Origin of the sequence: Corynebacterium sp. 212_CJEI (assembly GCF_001055915.1) — a bacterium.
Classification (GTDB): domain Bacteria; phylum Actinomycetota; class Actinomycetes; order Mycobacteriales; family Mycobacteriaceae; genus Corynebacterium; species Corynebacterium jeikeium_D.
This window is the reverse complement of the sequence record NZ_JVPT01000024.1, coordinates 1-21,591: the sequence shown is the minus strand read 5'-3', so window position 1 is coordinate 21,591 and position 21,591 is coordinate 1. Positions and strand designations below refer to the sequence as shown.

Here is a 21,591-nt window from a genome sequence, read left to right as displayed (position 1 = left end):
CAATGTCCGGTTTCAAATGGTTGTCGCTGGCCACGATTGTCGCGGCGATAGGCAGCTTCGCGGTGCTGATTATCTCGGCCCGCGCACTTCCCAATGCGGTAAACCTGCAGTTCGTGGCGTTCTGGGGGCTTTTCTTCGCGCTCACGGGTGTTCTCGGCGGGCTGATGCAGGAGACCACGCGCGCAATCGGTGCTGCGGAATCGCGGGAGCGGGATCGAGAGCAGGGGCAGAGCCAGGAGCAGGAAGCCTCGGAAGCGGGTCAAACTCTCGGTGCTCGTCCCATCACAGTGTCCCTGGGCGTCGCCGCAGTTACTTTCGTCACCATGGCAGTGACGGGTCCGCTGTGGGCCCCACTGGTCGTGCAGGATGGCGCCGGCACTGCAATTCTGCTCATGGCTTTTGGTCTGGCGCTGTACTCTATGCAGGCAACCACCTCGGGTCTGCTCAGCGGCCGCCAACTGTGGGGCCCCTACGCCGCGCTAATCATGATTGACATTCTCGTGCGCGTGGCTCTGGCACTCATCGCCTGGTACTTCGGCTGGGGCCTGCTGGCCTGGCTGATTATCACGGTGTTCGGCACTGTCAGTTGGCTTATTCTCGCGCTGTTTTCCCCGGCAACCCGCTCGGTCATGTTCGCGCGTGCCGACGTCCCGGTGCGCCGCTTCATCACTCTCATGGTCACGGCCATGGGCGCATCCGGCGCATCTGCTGTGCTGGTCACAGGTTTTCCGACAATCGTCAAGATTGCCGGCGAAGCGGTCACCACTGGCGCAGGGATAGCCGAGTCGCTTACCCCGCCGCATGCCAACAACTTCACCGCAGCGGTGACCATTGCGGGTATCGCCTACGCCGTAACGCTGACCCGCGCTCCACTGCTCATGCCCTTAGAGAAGTTCCAAAACGCCATCATTGTGAGCTTTGTCCGGCATCGCTCCGAAGGCGTGCTGGCAGCGCTGGCCAAGCCGTTGGGAGCGCTGGCTGCTTTCGGCACCTTCGGGGCGGGCCTGGCATGGCTCATCGGCCCGTGGATTATGACTCTCATCCTGGACGATAGCTATCACGTGTCCGGGCCGGTGCTCGCAGCGCTGACGCTCGGTGCGACGTTGACCGCCATGTTGATGATTACCGGCTCGGTCACCTTGGCAGTGGAAAAGCACCATATGTATCTGATCGGTTGGTTGGCTGCGACCACGATCGCCGTTGCTATTCTTTTCCTTCCTGGGCACCTGTCGGTACGCACGGTCGCGGCTATCGCCGTAGGCTCTGCAGTAGGTGTTGTCATTCACCTGCTTGCGCTGCGCACACTTTCCCCACGTGCTGCCAGGTCAGCCGTATCGGAGGCTTTTGCGGTGGAATAACACCACCCGCATCCAATACCGCCCCCCCCCCCAAAAAAAACTGTCCAAATCCCCCTGCAACTCCCAAGGTTCGAGACTCACATGTCCACCATCACTAACCTCACGGTTCTCATGACCGTCTACCACCGCGTCGTCCCCGACCAGCTCGATGCTGCGCTGCAGTCGCTGTGGAACCAGACGCGTCCGGCCGCGCACGTCATTGTGGTCATCGATGGCCCGATCGGGCAGGAACTCGACCGGGTCGTCGTCAAGCATGAGCAGGCGCATTCGGAGATGACCGTGCTGCGTTGTGCGGAAAATGGCGGCTCGGGAGTGGCTTCGCAGGCGGGTCTTCAGTTGGTGGAAACGCCATGGGTGGCGCGGCTGGATGCGGACGATATTGCGCGTGCGGACCGCTTTGAAAAGCAGTGGGACGTGCTGACCGCTAATCCGGAGTTGGATGTGCTGGGCAGTGCAATGGCGGAGTTCGAGGGCACGCCGGACAACGTGGTGCGCGTGCGGACTCTGCCGCAGACGCACGCCGAGATTGCGCGTTATATCAAGATCAATTCGCCCGTGAATAACCCCTCCTCGATGCTGCGAACGGCGAAGGTGCGTGAGGTCGGTGGGTATCGCGACATCCGTCTGATGGAGGACTACGACCTCTGGGTGCGCCTCATGGCCGCCGGCGCGAAGTTTGAGAATCTGCCCGAGCCGCTGGTGTACTTCCGTGCCGACGGCATGTTCGAGCGGCGAACCTCGCGCGGCATCATCCGCGGTGAACGCCAGCTCCAGCGCACGCTGATAGCTGAGGGGCTGATTTCCAGGCCGCGGGCGGTGTTTAACTTGGCGGTGCGGACACTTTTCCGACTTTTGCCAACTCAGCTCATGTCACGCGCATATCGACGATTGTTTGTGCGGTAGGCTTCGGAACGATGACTGACAACATGGATTTCTCGGACACCTGGCTGATTGTGCCGTGCTACAACGAGGGCCAGGTTATTCGTGAGGTTCTCGAGCACGCTCGCGAGACCTTCCCCAACATTGTCGCGGTCAACGACGGCTCTTCGGATAACTCCAGCCTGGAGATCCACAGGGCTGGCGCTCACCTGGTCAACCACCCTGTCAATTTGGGTCAAGGGGCGGCTATCCAGACCGGCGTGGAATACGCTCGCGCGCAGGCTGGCTCGAAGTACTTTGTCACCTTCGACGCCGATGGCCAGCACCAGGTCAAGGACGTAGTCGCCATGGTGCAGCGACTGCGCAGCGAACCAATCGACATCATTGTGGGGACCCGTTTCGGCCGCCCTCGCGCCGAAGATGACCAGGTGCCGCTGATTAAGCGAATTGTCCTCAAGACGGTGGTCATGTTGTCACCACGCACGCGCCGGCTCGGTCTTACCGACGCCCACAACGGCCTGCGCGCCTTCAACCGCACGGTGGCAGAGCAACTGAACCTGCGCATGAACGGTATGAGCCATGCCTCCGAATTTGTCGAGGTCATGGACAACAGAGGCTGGCGTACCGCTGAGCAGCCGGTGGACATCCTCTACACGGAATACTCCATGTCCAAAGGGCAATCCTTGTTCAACGGTGTCAATATCCTTGCCGACTCCCTGATTTCGAAGAGGCTGCCATGACCGCATCCATCGTTCAAATTATTTTGCTGCTGGCGATGGTGGGCCTGGTGGCTTACTTCGTCGCTAACCGTCGTAAAGCACGCGCCAAGGCGGGCGTGAAACTGGGATTCGTCGTTTTCGTCATCGCGTGCCTGTGGGCAATCGTGCGTCCCGACGATCTGACCGTGGTGGCCAACTGGATTGGTGTGACCCGGGGCACCGATTTGCTGCTCTACGTACTGGTGTTGGCGTTCGTGTTTACCACGGTGTCGTCCTACATTCGCTTCCGCGAACAGGAGCTACGCTACGCGCGACTGGCTCGTGCAGTGGCCTTGAAGACCGCTGTGCGTCCGGAAGAAGAAATTGTGATTTCGGGCAGCCAGAACAGCAGCCAAAAAGACAGCGCGACGAACGCCGAGAACAACGCTCCGTCCGACTAATCGGCACGCTAAGCGCATGTGAATCTGAGGCTGTGGTTCCATAGAAGCCATGAGCGAAGAAAATAAGGACAACATCGCCGCTGACAACAGCAGCGATTCGCAGCAGCCCTCGGCAGACGCAGCGCCGCAGGGGACACAGCAGGAACCCCAGCAGGCTTCTCAGCCGGTACCCACTGAACAGGACTTGGAGTCCTGGTCTGCCGACAGTGATGGAAAAACCAAGTCGTGGTACTCGATTCCGAACGCCGCATGGGCGCTAGCTGTCGTCGCATTGATCGTTGTCGGCGCAGCGGGCTTCTTCGCTGGCTCGCGTTCGGCTAGCTTCAACGGCGTGAGCACCGTCAACATGGCGGGCGTTGCACCAGGCAAGGGGGAAATTGCGCCTGTACCTGGCCCGAATGGCTCTTTCGACGCCAGCATCTACGGCCCAAAGGCGGGAGCGCAGCTGAAGTCCCCGGAGGATATGGACAATGTCCACCGCCGCAATGAAAATGATCCTTTTGCTCTCGGTGCAGTGGATGCGCCGGTCGTAATCTCAATCTACTCGGACTTCGAATGCCCGTTCTGCGCGAAGTTCGCAAACGAAACCGAGTCTGCCCTCGTGGAAAAGTACGTCAATGAGGGACTGGTCCGCCTGGAGTGGAACGATATGGCCATCAATGGTGAGAAGGCCATCAAGGACGCTGAGGCCGGCCGTGCCGCGGCAGCTCAGGGCAAGTTCTGGGAGTTCTCCCGTGCGCTGTTTAAGAAGGCCGGCGAAAAGGGCCAGGGCCACCCGGAGTTCACTGAAAAGGAACTGATTGCCGTCGCTCGTGAGGCCGGTGTGCCGGACATGAAGCGCTTTGAAAAGGAGCTTAAGGACGGCAAGTGGACCGAGGCGGTCGAGAATGCCACCCAGTTCGGTTCCATGCTGGGCATTTCCGGTACTCCGGGCTTCCTCGTTGGTACTCAGTTCGTCTCGGGCGCACAGCCTCTCGACGTGTTCGAGGACAATATCGAGCTGGCTCTCATCCACGCCAAGCGCGCGGAGGAAGCTGGCAAGTAACCTGGCTGACTCACGGCTAACCTACGCGGACGACTGCGCGAAGCCGCCCGCGTAAGCTGCGCTAGCCCTGATTCCGGAAGTACTCCACAGTACGAGCAACACCTTCCTGAATACTCATAGCTGGCTCCCAGCCGAGTACCTCACGCGCCCGCGTGGGATCCAACGCCGACCGCGCCACATCACCAGTGCGCGGCGGTGCAAACTCTGGATTATCCTCGGCATCCGCAGCCTGCGCCACCAACGAGTGCAGCTGCCGATCCGAGGTTTCTACGCCGGTGCCAATATTAAAGCGCATTCCACCACCGACCTCGCCGGATGCGCGGTAGAAAGCATCCACCACATCGTCGACATAGACATAGTCGCGGGTATTTCCTCCGTCACCGAATACCTTGGTTGGCTCTCCCGCCAGCAGTCGCTGGGCGAAAATAGCAACCACACCGGCCTCGCCGTGCGGATCCTGCCGCGGGCCGTACACATTCGCCGGCGCGATGTGCGAGCATTCGAGCCCGTAAAGATTGCGGAACATATTCAAGTACAGTTCGCCCGTTGCCTTTGAGGCGGCATAGGGGCTCATCGGATTGACCGGCACGTTTTCCGTCACCGGAAGCTCCTCCGGCGTGCCGTAGATGGAACCGCCCGAAGATGTAAACACAACCTTGCGGACACCGTGCTTTCGGGCCGCATCGGCAAGTTTGATTGTGCCAATGATGTTCAGCGTCGCATCTCGCACCGGGTCGGCCACGGAAATCCGAACATCAATCTGCGCTGCGAGGTGGAAAATAACCTCCGGGCCGCTTTGCTCGAGCAGCTCGTCCCAGTCCACCTCCAGCACATCGGCGGTTATGAACTCAAAGTCGTCGTTAAGCGATGCCTGCTGGAGGTTTTCCAGCTTTCCGTGGGAGAGATCGTCCAGCGCCGTGACTGCGTACCCTTCAGCCAGCAGCCGGTCAACCAGCGTCGAACCGATAAATCCCGCACCACCCGTCACCAGCGCACGCGGTTTCGCGCTTGCCGACGATTCTGTCATCGCGGTGGCCGGTGATTCGTTCTTGTGCTTCTCCATAGGAAGAACTATAGGCGCTTAGTAAGGAAAGCCGCTTATACGTGTGCCAACCTCACATTGACGGGGTTGATTAGTCTTCCAGGGAATGCGAGATTACTCAGCGCGCTGTGGCAGGTTGACGGTGGAATTGAAGAAAATAACCAAGCCCATCAGGATGGCGATGACCATACCGCCACCGAGCATGACCGGGTAGGTCATCCAGGAGATGGACTCGGAGAGCTTGGTCAGAATTGCTGGGAATGCGAAGCCGATGTAAGTCAGGCAGTAGAAGATACCGGTCAGCCCGGCCATGTCGCGCGGGCCGGCGATGCGCTGTACTTCGTTGAGGCCGGTAAACATGGCCAGGCCGTAGCCGGTGCCCAGCACCAGCGCTGCAATAAACGCCGTCACTGCGGTGGGGTTGGTGGACATCCATGCGGCCATTCCCATGCCGATAACCACAATGCCCATTGCGATCAGCGAGCCGCGGGCGTTGTGCTCGGTTACAAAGCGTGGACCAATCTGCTGAATGCCAAAACCACAGAGCAGCGCAAACAGTGTGACCATCGCGGAGTAGAACACTGGCTGGGAGACGTGGTCCTGAAGCAGAGAAGGAATGATTGCATAGGCAACACCGGCTGCACCGAAGACCCACGGCGCTCCCATCGCGGCGACGAGCAGGAAGCGACGGTTAGTTACCGAAGGGGTGTGTAGAGATTCCCAGACGCTTTCGTGCGGAGCATTGCTGCCGCCCAGGTGCGGCGACTGGCGGGTCTCCGGCACAGCCACAAGACCGAAGATCGTTGGGATGGAAATCAGGATGTGGATGATATAAGCCAACTGCCCCGGCAGCGGTGCGAACTGCGCCAGCGTGCCGGCAATACCCGCACCCAGGCCAAAGCCCAAGGTCAACGCCATGGACTGACGCTTCGCGCCCGAGGTGGAAGTGGCCTTGGGGTCAAAGCGTGGATCGGAAAGCTCCTTTACCCACGAGCCGCCCACGGCCATGACAATGCCGACTGCCAGGCCCGAGATAAAGCGACCGGTGAGAATGAGCGGAGCGATGGTCTCGCCCAGCGCGATGAGAGTCGAGCCCAGAATCGAGAGCACCGGCGCGGCGAGCATCACCGGCTTACGGCCGATACGGTCCGAGATTGGGCCAGAAATCAGCAGTGCCGGCGCGATGCCGAGAGCGTAGACCAGCAATAGAAGGTCAATGAACACCGGCGCCAGGTCAGCGTTTTCGCGGTACATCACCATCAGCGGTGTGAATTCATTGCCACCCCACGCGACGGCGAAAACTGCAATTGCGGCGAGCAGCCACAACGGCGTGCCTTTATTGGATTTGGCCCTGCCGTGAGGTACCTCATTTTCATTGCCGTTAGTTCCTGCGTGAGAAGACATGTCGTTTACTTTACGACGGTCCCCAGCGCCTTACGCACAATGGTGCAGATTTTAAGCCACCGGAGCTAACCACAAGAGGTGTGCCGAGATAGTTGAGCAGGCGGGGCGGGGCAACTGAGTCGGTTAGTGCTGTGGCGACTAGTGGAGTGGTGGCTAATGCGGTGGCGTGCCCAGTTTGGTCACCTCGGGTTGGTCTCGGCACAAATGCCCCTGAAACCTGGGGCTCACACCCCCGTCTCGGGGTGGCATGTTGCCGACCTTGCATCCCTGCCCCATCCGGGGGCAATGACCTTTTCGACACTACATCGTTATTGTTCCGTTACTTCTTTCGTATCTTGCGCCACTTTCGCCGCACTATTCACACAACTTCTGATTATATAATTACAGATTAGTTCAATGTGGGGGTAGCCGAACAGCCATAAAACGCAGATTTCCCCTATTTAAGACAGTCTCACGCACAAACGGCCATCAGCTCGCGCACATCAGGCCGGAAACGGCCCGTCGTTAAGCAGCATCCATTCCACACCCTTTACATACCCCCGATTCCACCTTTTTCAGACATCTAGAAAATGAATTCGGTCACAAACAAAGGAAATCTACCGCCATTCACCAACCCCCATTACCCCCGTTGCCCACTTTTTGTCGTCGCTCGCTGAAGTTCAAACGCTGGTCGCTACCGGTCTGGCTGTGTAAGAATTCGACACCGTCAAACAATCTGTCCATTCCCCAAACGCTGGCTGAGAAAAACCTGGGGCGATTTCTGCACGACCGCTGAGATCGCCAAGGTCCTCGATGGCCGTGCGGACGGGTATGTAAAGAAAGTCTTGTTGTTTTATGACTACTTCGATCATCGCGAATGATCCCAAGCAGCGCCGCAAGGTGCTCACGGGAACTCTCGTGGGTACGACCATCGAGTTTTATGACTTCCTGATTTACGCTCAGGCCGCAGCTATCGTGCTCGCTCCGCACTTCATCGAGCCGGCTGCGAAGTCGAACCCACAGGTCGCTCAGGTGCTCGCCTGGGCAACCCTGGGTATTTCCTTCCTCTTCCGCCCGCTTGGCGCTATCGTCGCCGGCCATATCGGTGACCGCTACGGCCGCAAGATGATTCTGGTCTTCACCCTCATCGGCATGGGTGCAGCTACTTTCTGTATCGGTCTGCTGCCGACTTATGAGTCAATCGGCATCGCTGCACCTATCCTGCTGGTTCTGCTCCGTATCTTCCAGGGCCTTTCCGCGGGTGGCGAATGGGGCGGTGCGGCCCTGATGTCCGTGGAGTACGCACCGAAGGAAAAGCGCGGTATCTACGGCGCATTCCCGCAGGCCGGTGTTCCGCTGGGTCTGACCCTGGCTACCGGCACCATGCTGATTGTTATGGCTATCATCGGCGAGGAAGCCTACATGGACTGGGGTTGGCGTGTGCCATTCCTGCTGTCCTTCATCCTGGTTCTGATTGGTTACATGATTCGTCGCACCGTCGATGAGTCCCCGGTCTTCCAGGCTATGCAGGCTGAGTCTGCTGAGCGCTCCGCTCCGCTGCCGGAGCTCTTCCGCAACCACTGGGGCAAGGTTATCCAGGGCGCCCTGATCTTCGCTGCTCAGCAGGCCACCGGTTACCTCGTGATCGCATTCTTCGGCGCTTACGCACAGAAGACACTGGGCTACCCCGCAACCGTCGCTTGGACAGGCACTCTCGTCGCCGGTATCTGCTGGACCATCTTCATGTTCATGGCCGGCGCTTGGTCCGACCGTATCGGCCGCGCAAAGACCTTCATCATCGGCTACGTCCTAATCATGATTTGGGAAGCCGTCATGTGGAGCCTCCTGGATAAGGGCCCGTTCCTCTACGTCATGACCGTCGCAGTCCTCACTCTGCCGCTGGCACTGACCTTCGGCCCGCAGCCGGCCATGTACTCCGAGATGTTCCCGGCTGAGGTTCGCTACTCCGGCGCTTCCATCGCTTACGCCATCGGCGCTGTCCTGGGTGGTGCATTCGCACCGATGATTGCCCAGATGATCATGGACGCCACCGGTAACCCGTTCTACATCTCCATCTACCTGATGGCCATGGCTATCCCGGCACTGATTGCCCTGTTCCTGCTGCCGAAGGGTCTTGAAGACCGAGACCTCATCGAGCACCCGGAAACTAACCTCGACGAAGTTAAGTCGCGCGTCTAGTTCCCACAGCTAGGGGGTCTGCCCCACCGAGGGTCTGATTACGCGAGCCGTCGTCAAGCACTGCACAACGCAGTATTTGCTTGACGACGGCTTTTGCGTTTCCGCCTTCGTTCTATCCCGGTAGCTTGTTTCCGACCCGTGGCCCCGATTTCCTCATGAGTTTCTCAGTCGAAAGCGGCTGACAAGCCCCAGATATCCCATTAACGTTGGGTTATGGCACAGACTTCTTCCAGCTCCACGCGAATCCCCCGCCGTCGCTCGACCGACGGTCCGAAGACGCTCCCCTCCCGTCCTGAACCGGAAGTGGCAGGTGCACTGCAAAAGGCCCTGGACGGCTATTTCCCCGAGGCGCGCGCTGATGTCCGCGTCCTTCTAGAAGACCCCTCCCTGCGGCCCACCTCTGGGCTGACCGTGGAGGAGGCCAGGCAGCACACCACCGAGTCACTGTCCAAGGTGCTTAAGACCGGCATGCCCTATGGCGCTTTCCGCACTGACCAGGGCGGCACAGGAGATACCGGTGGCACTCTCACCGGGATTGAAATGCTTGGCCACACCGACTTGTCGTTGATGGTGAAGTCCGGAGTGCAGTGGGGCCTTTTCGGCGGCGCTGTCAGCAACCTGGGAACAGAGCGTCACGGCGAGTTGGTGCGTGACCTCATTGAGCTGCGGGCTCTCGGCTGCTTTGCGATGACCGAGCGCGGCCACGGCTCGGACGTCCAATCACTCGAGACCACGGCGCACTACGACCCCGAGACGGAAGAATTCATCCTCAATTCCCCTACGGCTTCCTCTGAGAAGTGGTTTTTGGGCAATGCCGCGCGCGATGGGCGCTGGGCTGCGGTCTTTTGCCAGCTCTACACACCAGGGCAGGAAGAATCCCATGGTGTGCACTGCATTGTCGCTCGAATCCGCAATGATGATGGTTCGCCTGTCGACGGAGTTGCTATCGGCGACCACGGCACCAAGGGCGGCCTCTTGGGCGTGGACAACGGCACTCTCATGTTCGATCATTACCGCGTGCCGCGGGAGAACCTGCTTAACCGTTTTGCAGATGTCTCGGCCACTGGCGAGTACAGCAGCGATATTGACAGCCCCAATGCACGGTTTTTCACAATGCTCGGTGCCCTCGTGCGCGGCCGCGTGACAGTCGGTGCAGCCGCTGGTGCGGCAACCCGCACCGCATTGACCATCGGCACCAAGTACGCACACTTGCGGCGCCAATTTGCTCCCGACGATTCGCTACCGGAAAAGAAGCTCATTGAGCACCGCCAACACCGAATCCGACTACTCCCCCGCATTGCGCGTTCGTACGGTCTGCAATTTGCCACCAACCTGCTAATCAAGCGGATTCACGACCTCGAAGCGGAGGGGCTGGACCGTGCGAATCTAACCCCGGAGCAGGCTCGCGATTTGCGTGAAGTGGAGGCGCATGCCGCCGCATTGAAGGTCGCCAACACCGCACATGCCACCGACGCCATCCAGGAGATGCGTGAGGCCACCGGTGGAGCCGGTTACATGGCAGAGAACCTGTTGACCATTCTCAAAGAAGACTCTGACGTATTCACCACTTTTGAGGGCGACAACGTGGTGATGTTGCAGCTGGTCACCAAGGAACTCTTGGGCGGTTTTGCCCGGGAGGTGCAGAGTTTTTCCAACCTGGAGATGGTGCGCTTTGGCCTCGACAATTTCAGTGGCATATTGCGCCGTCGCACCGGTGCAGATGCCGTCGTCCAGAACCTCTTGGATGCGCTGACTGACGCTGATGAGTCCTCGCTCTTTGACCCCGCCAGCCAGATGCAGCTACTTATCGAGCGCGAGAACCGACTTCTCAAGTCCCTTGCTCGCAGGCTGCGCCCGGCGCGGAAACTGCCTGTTGAAAAGGCCGCGGAGCTGGTGGACAAGGTCCAGGACCACATGATTTCCTGCGCGTGGGCGCATATCGATCGCATGATCCTGGAAGCGTTCTTCGAAGCCGAATCCACGATCACAGACGAGCGCTCTCAAGAAGTGCTCGAGCAGGTTCGTGATGTGTTCTTCCTGTCGGTTGTCTGCGATAACGCCGGCTGGTTCTTGGAGCAGTCACTGCTCACCGGTACTCGCACCAAGGGCGCGCGAGCGGGCTTGGCCGATCTGGTTGATTCCCTTGGTCCCTGGTCTGAGGTACTTGTCGATGCCTTTGGTGTCCCCAGCACCATGCTGGATATCCCCATGATGGAGCCTTACGAAGCGATGACGCCGAAGGCTAAGGCCAACCCGGCTAGTTAGCAGGTTGGCTACTGCGCCAGGAAACCTTCCAGCCCAGCCACAGTGGCCTCTGCCAAGCGCTGACGGCCTTCGCTGGAAGTCAAGAGGGCAATGTCGCTGCTATCGCGCATGTTGCCGTATTCGACCAGTGCCTTTGGCTTCGTCGATAGGTTGAGTCCAGTGAGGTCTGCGCGCGGATTCAGCCCCTCGCTGCCGAGATAGTTAGACGGCGCAAAACCTGCGGCAACAAAGGCATCGCGCAGGGCGGTTGCCAGCGCGGTAGATCCCTGCTCGTCATTATTAGCGAGCGGCTGAGAAATCGCCGACACATGGAATCCGCGGTTGCCCTCTCCAGCGCCGTCAGCGTGGAGGCTCACCACGGCATCGGCGTTGGAAGCATTTTCCTTCTCTGCGCGAGCATCGATGCAATCTGCACGACCTGCGTCATCCTCGCGGCTGAGTAGCACCTGAGCACCGCGCTGTTCGAGCAGCTGCTTGATTTCCTGCGCCATCAGCCAATTGAACTCGTGCTCCGGGAAGCCGTCGTTGGAAGCGGTGCCGGAGGTATTACACGGCTTTTGGCCACCACGACCGTCAGTGACCATCAGGTCAGCAGGTGGTGGGGTGCCGGCGTGCCCCGGGTCGAGGTAGATGACCTTGCCGGCTACAGCGCTGGAGCCGTCGGCACGCGAAGTAGCGCGATTAGCTTGCTGTTGTGGCGCGTCGCCCGGAGCGACTGCGTCGGGGTTAGCAGAATCAGGCATTGCAAACTCCTCATTCGGCGGAGTGGGGTTCGGCATCTGCATGGCCTCTTCTTCAGCTGCCAAGGACGTTTGAGTTTCCGCCGAGGCAGCTTGCTGAGCGCTTCCTGCTCTGGAAGCCTCCGTGTCGATGGTGCAGGCCACAAGACCGGCAGGCATGATTGCCGCGGCCGCCAAAACCACAGCTAGTCGTCCCGCTGATGGTCGCACTACTAATCGCTGGTGTCCGGGCTGTCGCATCGTGCGTTCTCCTAGTATCTGCGTACCTGCCATGTGCTGAGTAACAGTAGCAAACACTCGATTGAGAGTCCCCGGCTCCGAGATTTCCGCCCCCATTCGTTTCGGGGAATCACCGCACGTCGGCTTGCCGCCGGATTCGCTCTCCTCATGTTTGACCGATCCAAAAAATAAAAAACGGGACCCTTTTCCAAGGATCCCGTTTTAAAACCGAGCCGCCTGCGAGAATCGAACTCGCGACCTTCTCATTACGAGTGAGACGCTCTACCGACTGAGCTAAGGCGGCACGCACATTGCGCCGAGCTTTCAAGCAAGCAGAAATAACCCTGCACAAAATGTACAAGCGGTAATACTACTGCACTGCCCCCATCGCTACCAAAATGGGGCCTGCAGTCCGCTGAATTAGGTGCTTTTCGCGGCTTACCTGCGACCAACCTGCCCTGCGATCTGCAATTTAGCCATCAATTCATCCATCAGGACCGTCAACTTCACCGCGGTCACCAGCATGCCGCGCACCTCGGTGACAGCATCGATGGAGGCCAATATCGCCTCCGGCGGAAGACGTCGGGCTAGCTCTGCGGCTGTCCGACGACGGTCCGGATTAATGAGATAGACGGAGCCATCCCCAAACTCGGAATCAGCGCCGGAATCTGAAACAGAAGCGTCAAAAGCAGACCCAGCACATTCCGCCCCAAACGCCAGCACCAGGGCATCACGGTAAAGCCCCATAATGTCAGTCAACGACAGGTCAATCAGGTCCGACTCCGCACGCCTGCGCCGCCGCTTCTGATTATCCTCTAACTCCTTAATCACGCCCTTAGAGCCACGCAGTGCCGCCTGCGCTCCCTTACCGGACGCCCCAACACCCAGCGAACGCTCAAGGTTCTCCAGCTCCTCAGCCTCTAGTGGCTCCATCCGCCGCTTGACCTCGCCTGCTACTTCGTTGGCCAGCTCACGCGCCGCCACGTACGACTTCGCCGGATCGAACACGGCCTCCACGAAATCCAGGGCCTTACCCCGCCAAGCACGCGAGCCCTCATCGGAGACAAAGCCACGCGCACGCCCAATGTGACCGTTGGACACCGTCGCGGCCCAGACCGCTTGCTCGTCGGTAAGCTCTGGCCGCTCGGCGCGCAGGAGGTTTGTGACGTCGTCGATATGCGGCGTCGGCACATAGACATGACGGCAGCGCGAACGGAGCGTAACGGAGAAATCCTCCGCGTTCGTCGTTGGTGCGCACATGATAATGACGGTGCGCAGCGGCGGTTCTTCCACCACCTTGAGCAGCGCATTTGAGGCGGATTCGTTGAGGCGGTCGGCGTCTTCGATGATTAGCACGCGACAATCCGCCGTCGTGGGCATCTTGTAGGCCCAGGGCCGCAGCTCGTCCCTCACCGTCGCCACGGAAATGATGGTGCCCTCCGGGCGCACAATCTTGATATCGCCATGCGTTCCCGCCAGCGCCGTCCGGCAGCCCTCGCATTCGCCACATCCGGGGTTGTCATGCCGCGTGCACAGCAGCGCCGCCGCAAACGCCGTCGCCGTCACCGACCGCCCCGACCCCGCAGGTCCCGTGAACAGCCAGGCGTGCGTCATGTCCGAGTCGCGTGGCACATCGCTTAACGACGACCCCGCGTCCCCACCTTCCGGCGAAACCTCCACCCCATCGCCTGCCAGCGGTTGACCGTTGGCAAAGCGATAATGCGCAGCGCGCACAGCAGCCTGCAACCGCTGGCGAACCCCACCGGTTTCGGGCATACGAGAAAACACGCTGCGCTCTGTCATGGGCTCTGTCATGGCCCCAACTCTAGCGCGCCCCACGGGACTCTTGTGAGGTAACTACTCCCTGCAATCCGGGGTTGCCACTAAGGTAGTAATCATGCAACGGCTCTGGCGAAATCTGAAATGGCTAAGCGGGACAATGTGGCCTGCTTATGCCTCATTTATCTTCGTCTGCAACCTTGTCGGAGCCATGATTGTCGGCTTGTTCCTCGGCATGCTGTTGCCACTGAACCAAGAAACTCACCTGCCGCGGTTGGCCAATGGGGTCATCTATGCCCTGGCTGGTTACCTGGTTCTGGCAATTATTGCGGGAATCGGCACTACTTGGATCCTGTTCAAGCCGTTGTTGAAATGGCAGCGTCATCCGGATATGCACGATCCGCGGCGGGTACGATATCTGGTCATGCGCGTACCTGTCTATCAGGCACTCTTGGGTACCGTCATCTGGTCTCTGGGCGTGATTGTCTTCAGTGGAGTCGCGTTCGCCTATGACAGCAAGATTGGCCTGATGGTGCTGCTCACCTCGGTGCTCGGTGGCGCCATGGTGGCACTGTTGACCTATCTAATTGCGGAGCGCATGGTGCGTCCGGTTGCTGTGGAGGCGCTGGCGCGTAGGGCCCCGGATTCTTCGCTGGAGCCGCCGATTGGCCACCGCCTGCGCCAGACGTGGGTGTTGACCAGCGGTGTTCCAGTGGTAGCAATCCTGCTTGTGCTGATAGGTCAGCGCCGTGGCCTATTCACAGATGACGCGGCAGATTTGCTGCCCACCATCACCGCGCTGGCAATTCTGGCTCTGATTACCGGCTATTTCGGCACGATGTTGGCCACCATGTCCATCGTCGACCCGATTCGTGATCTCACGGGCGCGATTAACAAGGTCCGCCAGGGCCAGGTGGATACGCGCGTGCCTATTTACGACGGCTCCGAGATGGGCGTTCTCCAGGCGGGTTTCAATGAAATGATGCGTGGCCTGCAGGAGCGTCAGCGGGTCCGTGACCTCTTCGGCCGCTATGTCGGGTCTGAGGTCGCCCGTAAGGCTCTGGAAGAAAAGCCGACTTTGGGCGGCGAGAATCGCCTCGTCGCGGTGCTGTTTGTGGACGTGATTGGTTCGACCAACTTCGCGGAGAAGAACTCACCAGAAGTCGTTGTCCGTGAGCTCAATGCCTTCTTCGACCACGTTGTTGACTGTGTGCACCGCAATAAGGGCATTATCAACAAGTTCCAGGGTGACGCGGCTCTGGCTGTCTTCGGCGCTCCCCTGCCCCTCGATGACACTGCTGGGCACGCCCTCACAGCCGCCCGTGAACTGCGCGAGGAACTGCTCGACCTCCAGCTCACCGCGGGTATTGGCGTCTCCGCCGGGCACGTTGTCGCCGGCCACATCGGTGCCCGCGACCGTTTTGAATACACGGTTATTGGTGACGCGGTTAACCAGGCTGCCCGTCTGACCGAGCTGGCCAAGGACACCCCGGGCCGCGTGCTCGCCACGGCTTCTACTATTCGCCTGGCTAACGAGGACGAGCAGGCTCGCTGGACCACCCTGAAGTCTGTGGAGCTGCGTGGCCGTACGCACATGACGCAGCTTGCACGCCCGGTGCGCCCGACGCTTGCCGACGAAGCCTAGGGCTCGTTGGGCGCCCAGTACCCCTAGACTTCTCAGACGGCGAACACACTTACTCCACCGAGAATAAATCTCCTGGCTGGCAGTCCAAAGCTTCGCACAACATAGTGAGCGTCGTGAATCGCACGGCCTTCGCCCTGTTGTTTTTCAGCACTGAGAGGTTGACCGGAGTGACCCCGACCTGTTCGGAAAGGGCTGCCAACGTCATTCCGCGGCTTTCAAGCAGCTCATCTAAGTGGCACACAACCTTCGCCATTTAAATGAGTCCTTCCTGATCTTCCTGCATTCGCGCAGCTCGGAACAACATAACTCCGAGAGTGGAGATGACTATCATAAGCACAAACCATATTCCCAGGTGCTCATTGAAATCGGCATGATCACGCTGGTACCACGCGCTCAGATTCAGGCCACTTGCGACCCAGTTTTCACCCATATGCTGCAGGAAACTACTTGCCGGATACATCGCTACCAGCCAGGAGATAGCCATAACTCGTCGCGCAGTCTTAACTGTAAAAAACTCGCCCTTCAGGTACGAGAGTGAGAACAACACGCAGAGCACGGCAATCGCGGCGACGATAGCGCATCGAACAACAGTCGCAGCAATAAACAAGGAGAGGACTCCACCACTCATAACCTCGATAGGAACCCCTTTGTCACTTCCCAGCACTTCGGGCAAAAGCAGGGTCAGATCACTGGGGAACTGCTGATGAAGAACCGGATGGCGGAGCTGGAGCAAAATGTAAACCAGTGCAAACACTCCGGCAAAAAGGCTCACGATTACATCCCGGCGCTCCTTAGTTTGATTGACATACGGGTCATTTGGCTTCTTGGTCTGTGGAGATGCCATAGCTAACTTCCTTACTGCACCGTAATTGGCGCGGTTAGTGAGATTATTCTGCGGGGCGCTTGGAGCTGCAGCCAAACCCCAACACATCGTTATTCGATGTATCGATTTTCGATACTATATCGCTTTTCGATATACCGCAAGGCTTCTACAACATAACGTCACGACAACCGCCGTCCCCACCTCGCCGTCCGCCGCCAACCTGCGCACCCACCCACAGTTCCCTTACGTTGGAGGAATGACTGACAACCGCCCCAGTTCTAGCCCCAACCCCAGACCTCGCATGCTCGTCCCCGACGCTGCGCGCGGGTTCGCTCTCCTCGGCATCGCGATCGCGAACATTGCCACCGCCTGGCTGGTTGCAGATCCCGAACTGCCCGCAGCATTCTTCGGCGGCGTCATAAGCGACAGCATCGCCGACAAGGCCACCGTGCTGTTTACCGCAGTGACCGCGCATAACCGCGGGCTGCCGATGTTCGCAACGCTGCTCGGCTTCGGTGTGGGACTCATCGTCCGCAGTTTGGCCAGGAGGAACTTTCCACGGTCGCGGGCGCGGGTGGTCGTCGTAAAGCGTTATGCGTTCCTGGGGCTGTTCGGCGTTGCGCACATGCTGTTTCTGTTCTTTGGCGACATCATGTTTCTCTATGGCATCTGCGGCATCATCCTCGGGCTACTTATGGGCCTCAGCAACAAGGTGCTGACGATTCTCGCGTGGATTGCGCTGACGATCAACGCTGCACTGAGCCTGCTGTTTTTGGGATTCGTAATTGCGATGCCCGACGCCGAGTTCGTCGGCTCCGACATGAGCCAGTTCGTCAACGGCGGTGCGATTGAAACAAGTTACCTGGATATGCTCGCCGCGAATCTGCAGGTCCTGACAATGAGCATCACTACCCTGCCGCTGCAGCTGTTCCTCTACCTGCCGGTGATGATGATTGGCTTCGTGTGGGCTCGCAAGGGCGTGCTTGACGACGTTGACGCGCACCGCCCCCTGCTTATTCGGTGGCTCGTGGTGGCTGTGGTCGTGGCTTTCGGTATCGGCATCCCTATGGGGTTGGCAGCGATTGGAGTTCTTCCAGCCGGACAGCACATGGCCTTCTTGGTAATTAATAACTTTGCCGGAGTGTTCGCCGGTCCTGGCATCCTAGCCGGGCTGGCGTTGGCGCTGCAGCCGCTCCAGCGACGCCTGAACGAGGGCGCCGCTGTACCAGGTTGGCTGGTGCCGATTGTGGCGCTCGGCAAGCGTTCGATGACCGGCTACCTGATGCAGTCGGTGATCTTCTTTGTGCTGGTGTACCCGTTTATGCTGGATATCCCGCGCGACATGGGCGCGTTCGTGCAAACGCTCATCGCTGTAGGCGTCTGGTTGGTGACACTGTTGGCCGCGTGGGCGATGGAGCGTCGCGGCATGCAGGGGCCGTTTGAGAAGGTGCATCGCCGGCTGTCGTACGGGCCGACGATGCGGGCGGAGGTGGCCGGGGTCGGTGGCCCCAAGCCAACTCCGCAGGAGGCGCCGGGCGCACCAGCTCCGCAGGGGGCGCCGGGCGCTTAAGTGCTCTGCACCCATTTCGCCCCTGCCGCGGCTAACGGTCAATGCGCTACTTGCCCTTACGCGTTGCCTTCACCACTCGCTTGGTGGTGCGCTTGACTGCCTTCCTGGTGGTCTTCTTCGCAGCCTTCTTCGTGGTCTTGCGAGTCGACTTCTTCGCAGCCTTCTTAGTGCCACCATCGGCGGCTTCCTTCGCGCGGCGCTCAGACAGCAGCTCGCAGGCGCGGGCATCGGTCAGAGTCTCAGGCGTATCCCCCTTGCGCAGCGAAGCATTGGTGACACCATCGGTGACGTACGGACCGAATCGGCCATCCTTCACCGACATCGGGCGACCGGAGACATCGTTGTCGCCCAGCTGCTTCAGCGGCGGCTTCGCAGCAGCGCGACCGCGGCGCTTCGGCTCAGCGTAGATACGACGCGCCTCGTCCAATGTCACGGTGAAAATCTGCTCTTCGTTAGCCAGTGAACGCGAGTCCGTGCCCTTCTTCAGGTACGGACCGTAACGGCCATTCTGAGCAGTAATAACCTCGTTATCGACCGGGTCGACACCGACCTCGCGCGGCAGGCTCATCAGCTTCAGAGCCTCTTCCAGCGTGACAGTCGACGGCTCCATGGAGGAAAACAGCGAGGCCGTCTTCGGCTTCAGAGTTTCCTCGATGATTTCCGCGGTGCGCTTTTCCTTCTGCTTGGCAGCGGTCTTGGTTTCCCAGTTCTTCTTTCGCTTGCCCTCGGCAGCGCGCTGAGCGTCCTCTTCGGCGCGCTCAGCTGCGATGATCTCCTCAGCCTTGGCTACGACACCTTCGCGCTCTTCATCGGTAACCAGCTCGGTGACGTAGGGGCCGTAGCGGCCATCACGAGCAACAATCATGCGACCATTGGCCGGGTTAATGCCCAGCTCACGACCACCCTGCGGCATGGCCAGCAGCTTCTCGGCGGCGGCCAGATCCAGCTCGTCCGGAGTCATGGCCTCCGGGATGTTGGCGCGCTGCACCTCGTCGGCACCGTTTTCACCGGTACCCGGGCGAGTGCGCTCCAGGTACGGCCCATAGCGGCCAACGCGAACGATGATTGGGTTACCCTCGGCATCGTCGAAGAGGTGGAGCGAATTGACCTTCCGAGCATCAATCGATTCCAAGTTCACGTCGATGATGTTCTTCAGACCACCGTGGGTCGCAATGGCATCGGCACCCTTGTGGCGGTGATCCTTGTCATCACCGAAATAGAAACCGGTCAGCCAGGTCGTGCGATCCTTGTTGCCCGCAGCAATGCCGTCGAGCTCATCCTCCAGCTCGGAGGTGAAGTCGTAGTTGACCAGATCGGAGAACGCTTCCTCCATCAGCCCCACCACGGCAAAGGCCACCCACGAGGGCACCAGTGCGTTACCGCGAGGGTAGACGTAGCCGCGATCCTGAATGGTCTTGATAATCGACGCGTATGTCGACGGACGACCAATTCCCAAGTCCTCCATCTTCTTCACCAAGCTGGCCTCGGTGAAGCGCGCAGGCGGGTTGGTGGAGTGGCTGTCGGCACTGAAGTCCGTGGCCGTCAGGCCCTGGCCTTCAGTCAACTGTGGCAGACGCTTCTCAGCGTTGTCGGCGACCTTGCGGCCGTCGGAAAGCGCGGAGACCTCAACGTATGCCTTGAGGAAGCCCGGGAAGCGAATCGTGCGTCCAGTGGAGGCGAACTCGACGGCGTGCGTGTCGGTGGCGCCAGCGATGGTGACCTTCATGGACGTGCCGCGTGCGTCGGCCATCTGCGAGGCGACCGTGCGCTGCCAGATCAGTTCGTAGAGCTTGAACTCCTCGGCATCCAGCGATCCCGCCAGCTGCCCCGGCGTTGCGAACGTCTCTCCCGCCGGACGAATTGCCTCGTGCGCTTCCTGCGAGTTCTTCACCTTGCGCGAGTACTGGCGCGGCGCATCGGCGACATACTCCGAGCCGTAGAGCTCCAGCGCTTGCTTACGCGCGGCATCGATACCGGCCTTGGACAGCGTCGTGGAGTCGGTACGCATGTAGGTAATGTGACCGTTTTCGTACAAACGCTGCGCCACACGCATCGTGCGCTCAGAGGTGTAATGCAGCTTTCGACCCGCCTCCTGCTGCAGCGTGGAGGTCATAAATGGCGGGTACGGGCGGCGCGTGTACGGCTTCTCCTCCACCGACGCGACCTTGAGCTCAGAGCCCACGAGGTCCGCCGCCAGGGTTTCGGCGAGCTGCTTATCGACGACCCGGATGCCATCGGACTTCTTCAGCTGGCCACGGTCATCGAAGTCTCGGCCCTGCGCTACGCGCTGACCATCAACGCTGGTCAGGGTTGCGACGAATTCCTTCGGCTGGTTGGCGTCAGCAGAAGCCGAGCCGGTGTCCAAAGTTGCGGCGACATCCCAGTACTCGGCGGAGATAAACGCCATGCGTTCGCGCTCACGCTCGACGATGACGCGCGTTGCCACCGACTGCACACGGCCTGCCGACAGGCGCGGCATGACCTTCTTCCACAGCACCGGGGAGACCTCGTAGCCGTAGAGACGGTCGAGGATACGGCGACCCTCCTGGGCGTCAACCAAGTTCTGGTCCAGCTCACGGGTGTTGGCGGCGGCTTCCAGGATGGCCTGCTTGGTGATCTCATGGAACACCATGCGACGCACCGGCACCTTGGGTTTCAGAACCTCCAGCAAGTGCCAGGCAATAGCCTCGCCCTCACGGTCGGGGTCAGTTGCGAGATAGAGCTCGTCGACTTCCTTGAGCTTGGCCTTCAGGTCGGCGACTTTCTTCTTCTTATCAGCGCTGACGACATACAGCGGGGCGAATCCGTTGTCGACATTCACACCCAGACGAGCCCAGGGCTCCTTCTTGTAACGAGCCGGAACGTCGGCTGCGCCACGGGGCAAGTCGCGAATGTGGCCCACCGACGCCTCCACGATGTAATCATCGCCGAGATACGGCTGAATCTTGCGAGCTTTCGTCGCCGACTCGACAATTACAAGGCGCTTTAGGCCGTCTGAATTCGCCATAGAAGTTTTTCTATCCTGCAACGTTGAATGTTTTTGACTGTTTAGGTTCTTGTTTTCGTTTAAATCTTGGGGTTCTTGGCCGGACTCTGGCCGGGCTTCAGCTGTGAGAGGCCCGCAATCGGTTCCAATCAGTTCCAACCGGTTCCGATCAGTTCAAATCAGTTCCCGGCCGCGTTCTCCCGGAAGATTATCTGGAAAGAATATGAAGAATATAAGGAATACCGTACACACAATCTAGTTTGTCGCGTGGAATCCTCAAGTATCGGGCGGATTTTGGGTGTGACTGAAGGGGCTGCTGTAGGGGCTGCTGAGGGAGATACCCGGTGGCCGGCCCGACGACTGCTGTGCGGCTGGCCATGATTATCCCAGTGGCTGTCAGTGGCTGGCCACGACAGGCCACAGCGGGCGCAGCCGCCGCAGCGGCCGCGTGATTGCGGGCTGCAAATGTGAAACTGTATGAGTTTATGACACTTTCAAG

The 21,591-nt window shown here is 59.7% G+C and carries 16 protein-coding genes and 1 tRNA gene; 9 read left to right on the top strand and 8 right to left on the bottom strand.

What is annotated here, in order from left to right:
• Nucleotides 1-2: 2 nt before the first annotated feature.
• The 5 genes from ADB02_RS01940 (at nt 3) to ADB02_RS01920 (ending at nt 4,441) form a co-directional block, all read left to right on the top strand.
• Nucleotides 3-1,358 carry a lipopolysaccharide biosynthesis protein gene (locus ADB02_RS01940; RefSeq protein WP_049189507.1) on the top strand — a complete coding sequence of 452 codons (1,356 nt, stop codon included), beginning with the start codon at nt 3-5 and terminating at the stop codon, nt 1,356-1,358.
• An 81-nt stretch (nt 1,359-1,439) separates the two neighbouring features.
• A complete protein-coding gene (locus ADB02_RS01935; RefSeq protein WP_049189506.1) occupies nt 1,440-2,261 on the top strand; it encodes a glycosyltransferase in 822 nt (273 codons plus the stop codon).
• Between the two features lie 23 nt (nt 2,262-2,284).
• Nucleotides 2,285-2,977, top strand: a complete 693-nt coding sequence (locus ADB02_RS01930; protein ID WP_016421953.1) for a glycosyltransferase family 2 protein — start codon at nt 2,285-2,287, stop codon at nt 2,975-2,977.
• Nucleotides 2,974-3,396, top strand: coding sequence for a DUF2304 domain-containing protein (locus ADB02_RS01925; protein ID WP_049172389.1), 423 nt, complete (start codon nt 2,974-2,976; stop codon nt 3,394-3,396). The genes ADB02_RS01930 and ADB02_RS01925 overlap by 4 nt, the downstream gene beginning before the upstream one ends.
• A 49-nt stretch (nt 3,397-3,445) precedes the next feature.
• Nucleotides 3,446-4,441 carry a DsbA family protein gene (locus tag ADB02_RS01920; RefSeq protein ID WP_049172390.1) on the top strand — a complete coding sequence of 332 codons (996 nt, stop codon included), beginning with the start codon at nt 3,446-3,448 and terminating at the stop codon, nt 4,439-4,441.
• 61 nt (nt 4,442-4,502) lie between these two features.
• Here the strand turns inward: ADB02_RS01920 and ADB02_RS01915 are convergent, their stop codons facing one another.
• Both ADB02_RS01915 and ADB02_RS01910 read right to left on the bottom strand, forming a co-directional pair.
• Nucleotides 4,503-5,468 carry a GDP-mannose 4,6-dehydratase gene (locus ADB02_RS01915; protein WP_038629306.1) on the bottom strand — a complete coding sequence of 322 codons (966 nt, stop codon included), beginning with the start codon at nt 5,466-5,468 and terminating at the stop codon, nt 4,503-4,505.
• Between the two features lie 129 nt (nt 5,469-5,597).
• Nucleotides 5,598-6,887, bottom strand: a complete 1,290-nt coding sequence (locus ADB02_RS01910) for an MFS transporter (protein WP_048732299.1) — start codon at nt 6,885-6,887, stop codon at nt 5,598-5,600.
• A gap of 834 nt (nt 6,888-7,721) precedes the next feature.
• Between ADB02_RS01910 and ADB02_RS01905 the strand changes: the two genes are divergently transcribed.
• Complete coding sequence (locus tag ADB02_RS01905; protein ID WP_048732297.1) at nt 7,722-9,065, top strand: MFS transporter; 1,344 nt, start codon at nt 7,722-7,724, stop codon at nt 9,063-9,065.
• 213 nt (nt 9,066-9,278) lie between these two features.
• A complete protein-coding gene (locus tag ADB02_RS01900) occupies nt 9,279-11,330 on the top strand; it encodes an acyl-CoA dehydrogenase family protein (protein ID WP_049189505.1) in 2,052 nt (683 codons plus the stop codon).
• 8 nt (nt 11,331-11,338) lie between these two features.
• Here the strand turns inward: ADB02_RS01900 and ADB02_RS01895 are convergent, their stop codons facing one another.
• From ADB02_RS01895 to ADB02_RS01885, 3 genes are all read right to left on the bottom strand, one after another.
• A complete protein-coding gene (locus tag ADB02_RS01895) occupies nt 11,339-12,310 on the bottom strand; it encodes an N-acetylmuramoyl-L-alanine amidase (protein ID WP_049189504.1) in 972 nt (323 codons plus the stop codon).
• Nucleotides 12,311-12,520: 210 nt separating this feature from the next.
• A tRNA-Thr gene (locus ADB02_RS01890) sits at nt 12,521-12,593 on the bottom strand.
• Between the two features lie 134 nt (nt 12,594-12,727).
• Nucleotides 12,728-14,104, bottom strand: a complete 1,377-nt coding sequence (locus tag ADB02_RS01885) for a DNA polymerase III subunit delta' (protein WP_049189503.1) — start codon at nt 14,102-14,104, stop codon at nt 12,728-12,730.
• An 82-nt stretch (nt 14,105-14,186) separates the two neighbouring features.
• Between ADB02_RS01885 and ADB02_RS01880 the strand changes: the two genes are divergently transcribed.
• Complete coding sequence (locus ADB02_RS01880; protein ID WP_076773268.1) at nt 14,187-15,713, top strand: adenylate/guanylate cyclase domain-containing protein; 1,527 nt, start codon at nt 14,187-14,189, stop codon at nt 15,711-15,713.
• A gap of 49 nt (nt 15,714-15,762) precedes the next feature.
• On the opposite strand, the gene ADB02_RS01875 is transcribed toward ADB02_RS01880, so the two are convergent.
• Together ADB02_RS01875 and ADB02_RS01870 are read right to left on the bottom strand one after the other, a co-directional pair.
• Entirely contained in the window at nt 15,763-15,966 is a 204-nt protein-coding gene (locus ADB02_RS01875; RefSeq protein WP_005511351.1) for a helix-turn-helix domain-containing protein, read from the bottom strand.
• Nucleotides 15,967-16,557, bottom strand: a complete 591-nt coding sequence (locus ADB02_RS01870; protein WP_049189501.1) for a hypothetical protein — start codon at nt 16,555-16,557, stop codon at nt 15,967-15,969.
• A 235-nt stretch (nt 16,558-16,792) separates the two neighbouring features.
• Between ADB02_RS01870 and ADB02_RS01865 the strand changes: the two genes are divergently transcribed.
• Complete coding sequence (locus ADB02_RS01865; protein ID WP_343217394.1) at nt 16,793-18,106, top strand: DUF418 domain-containing protein; 1,314 nt, start codon at nt 16,793-16,795, stop codon at nt 18,104-18,106.
• 46 nt (nt 18,107-18,152) lie between these two features.
• Here the strand turns inward: ADB02_RS01865 and topA are convergent, their stop codons facing one another.
• Nucleotides 18,153-21,113 carry a type I DNA topoisomerase gene (topA, locus tag ADB02_RS01860; RefSeq protein WP_049189499.1) on the bottom strand — a complete coding sequence of 987 codons (2,961 nt, stop codon included), beginning with the start codon at nt 21,111-21,113 and terminating at the stop codon, nt 18,153-18,155.
• Nucleotides 21,114-21,591: the final 478 nt, after the last annotated feature.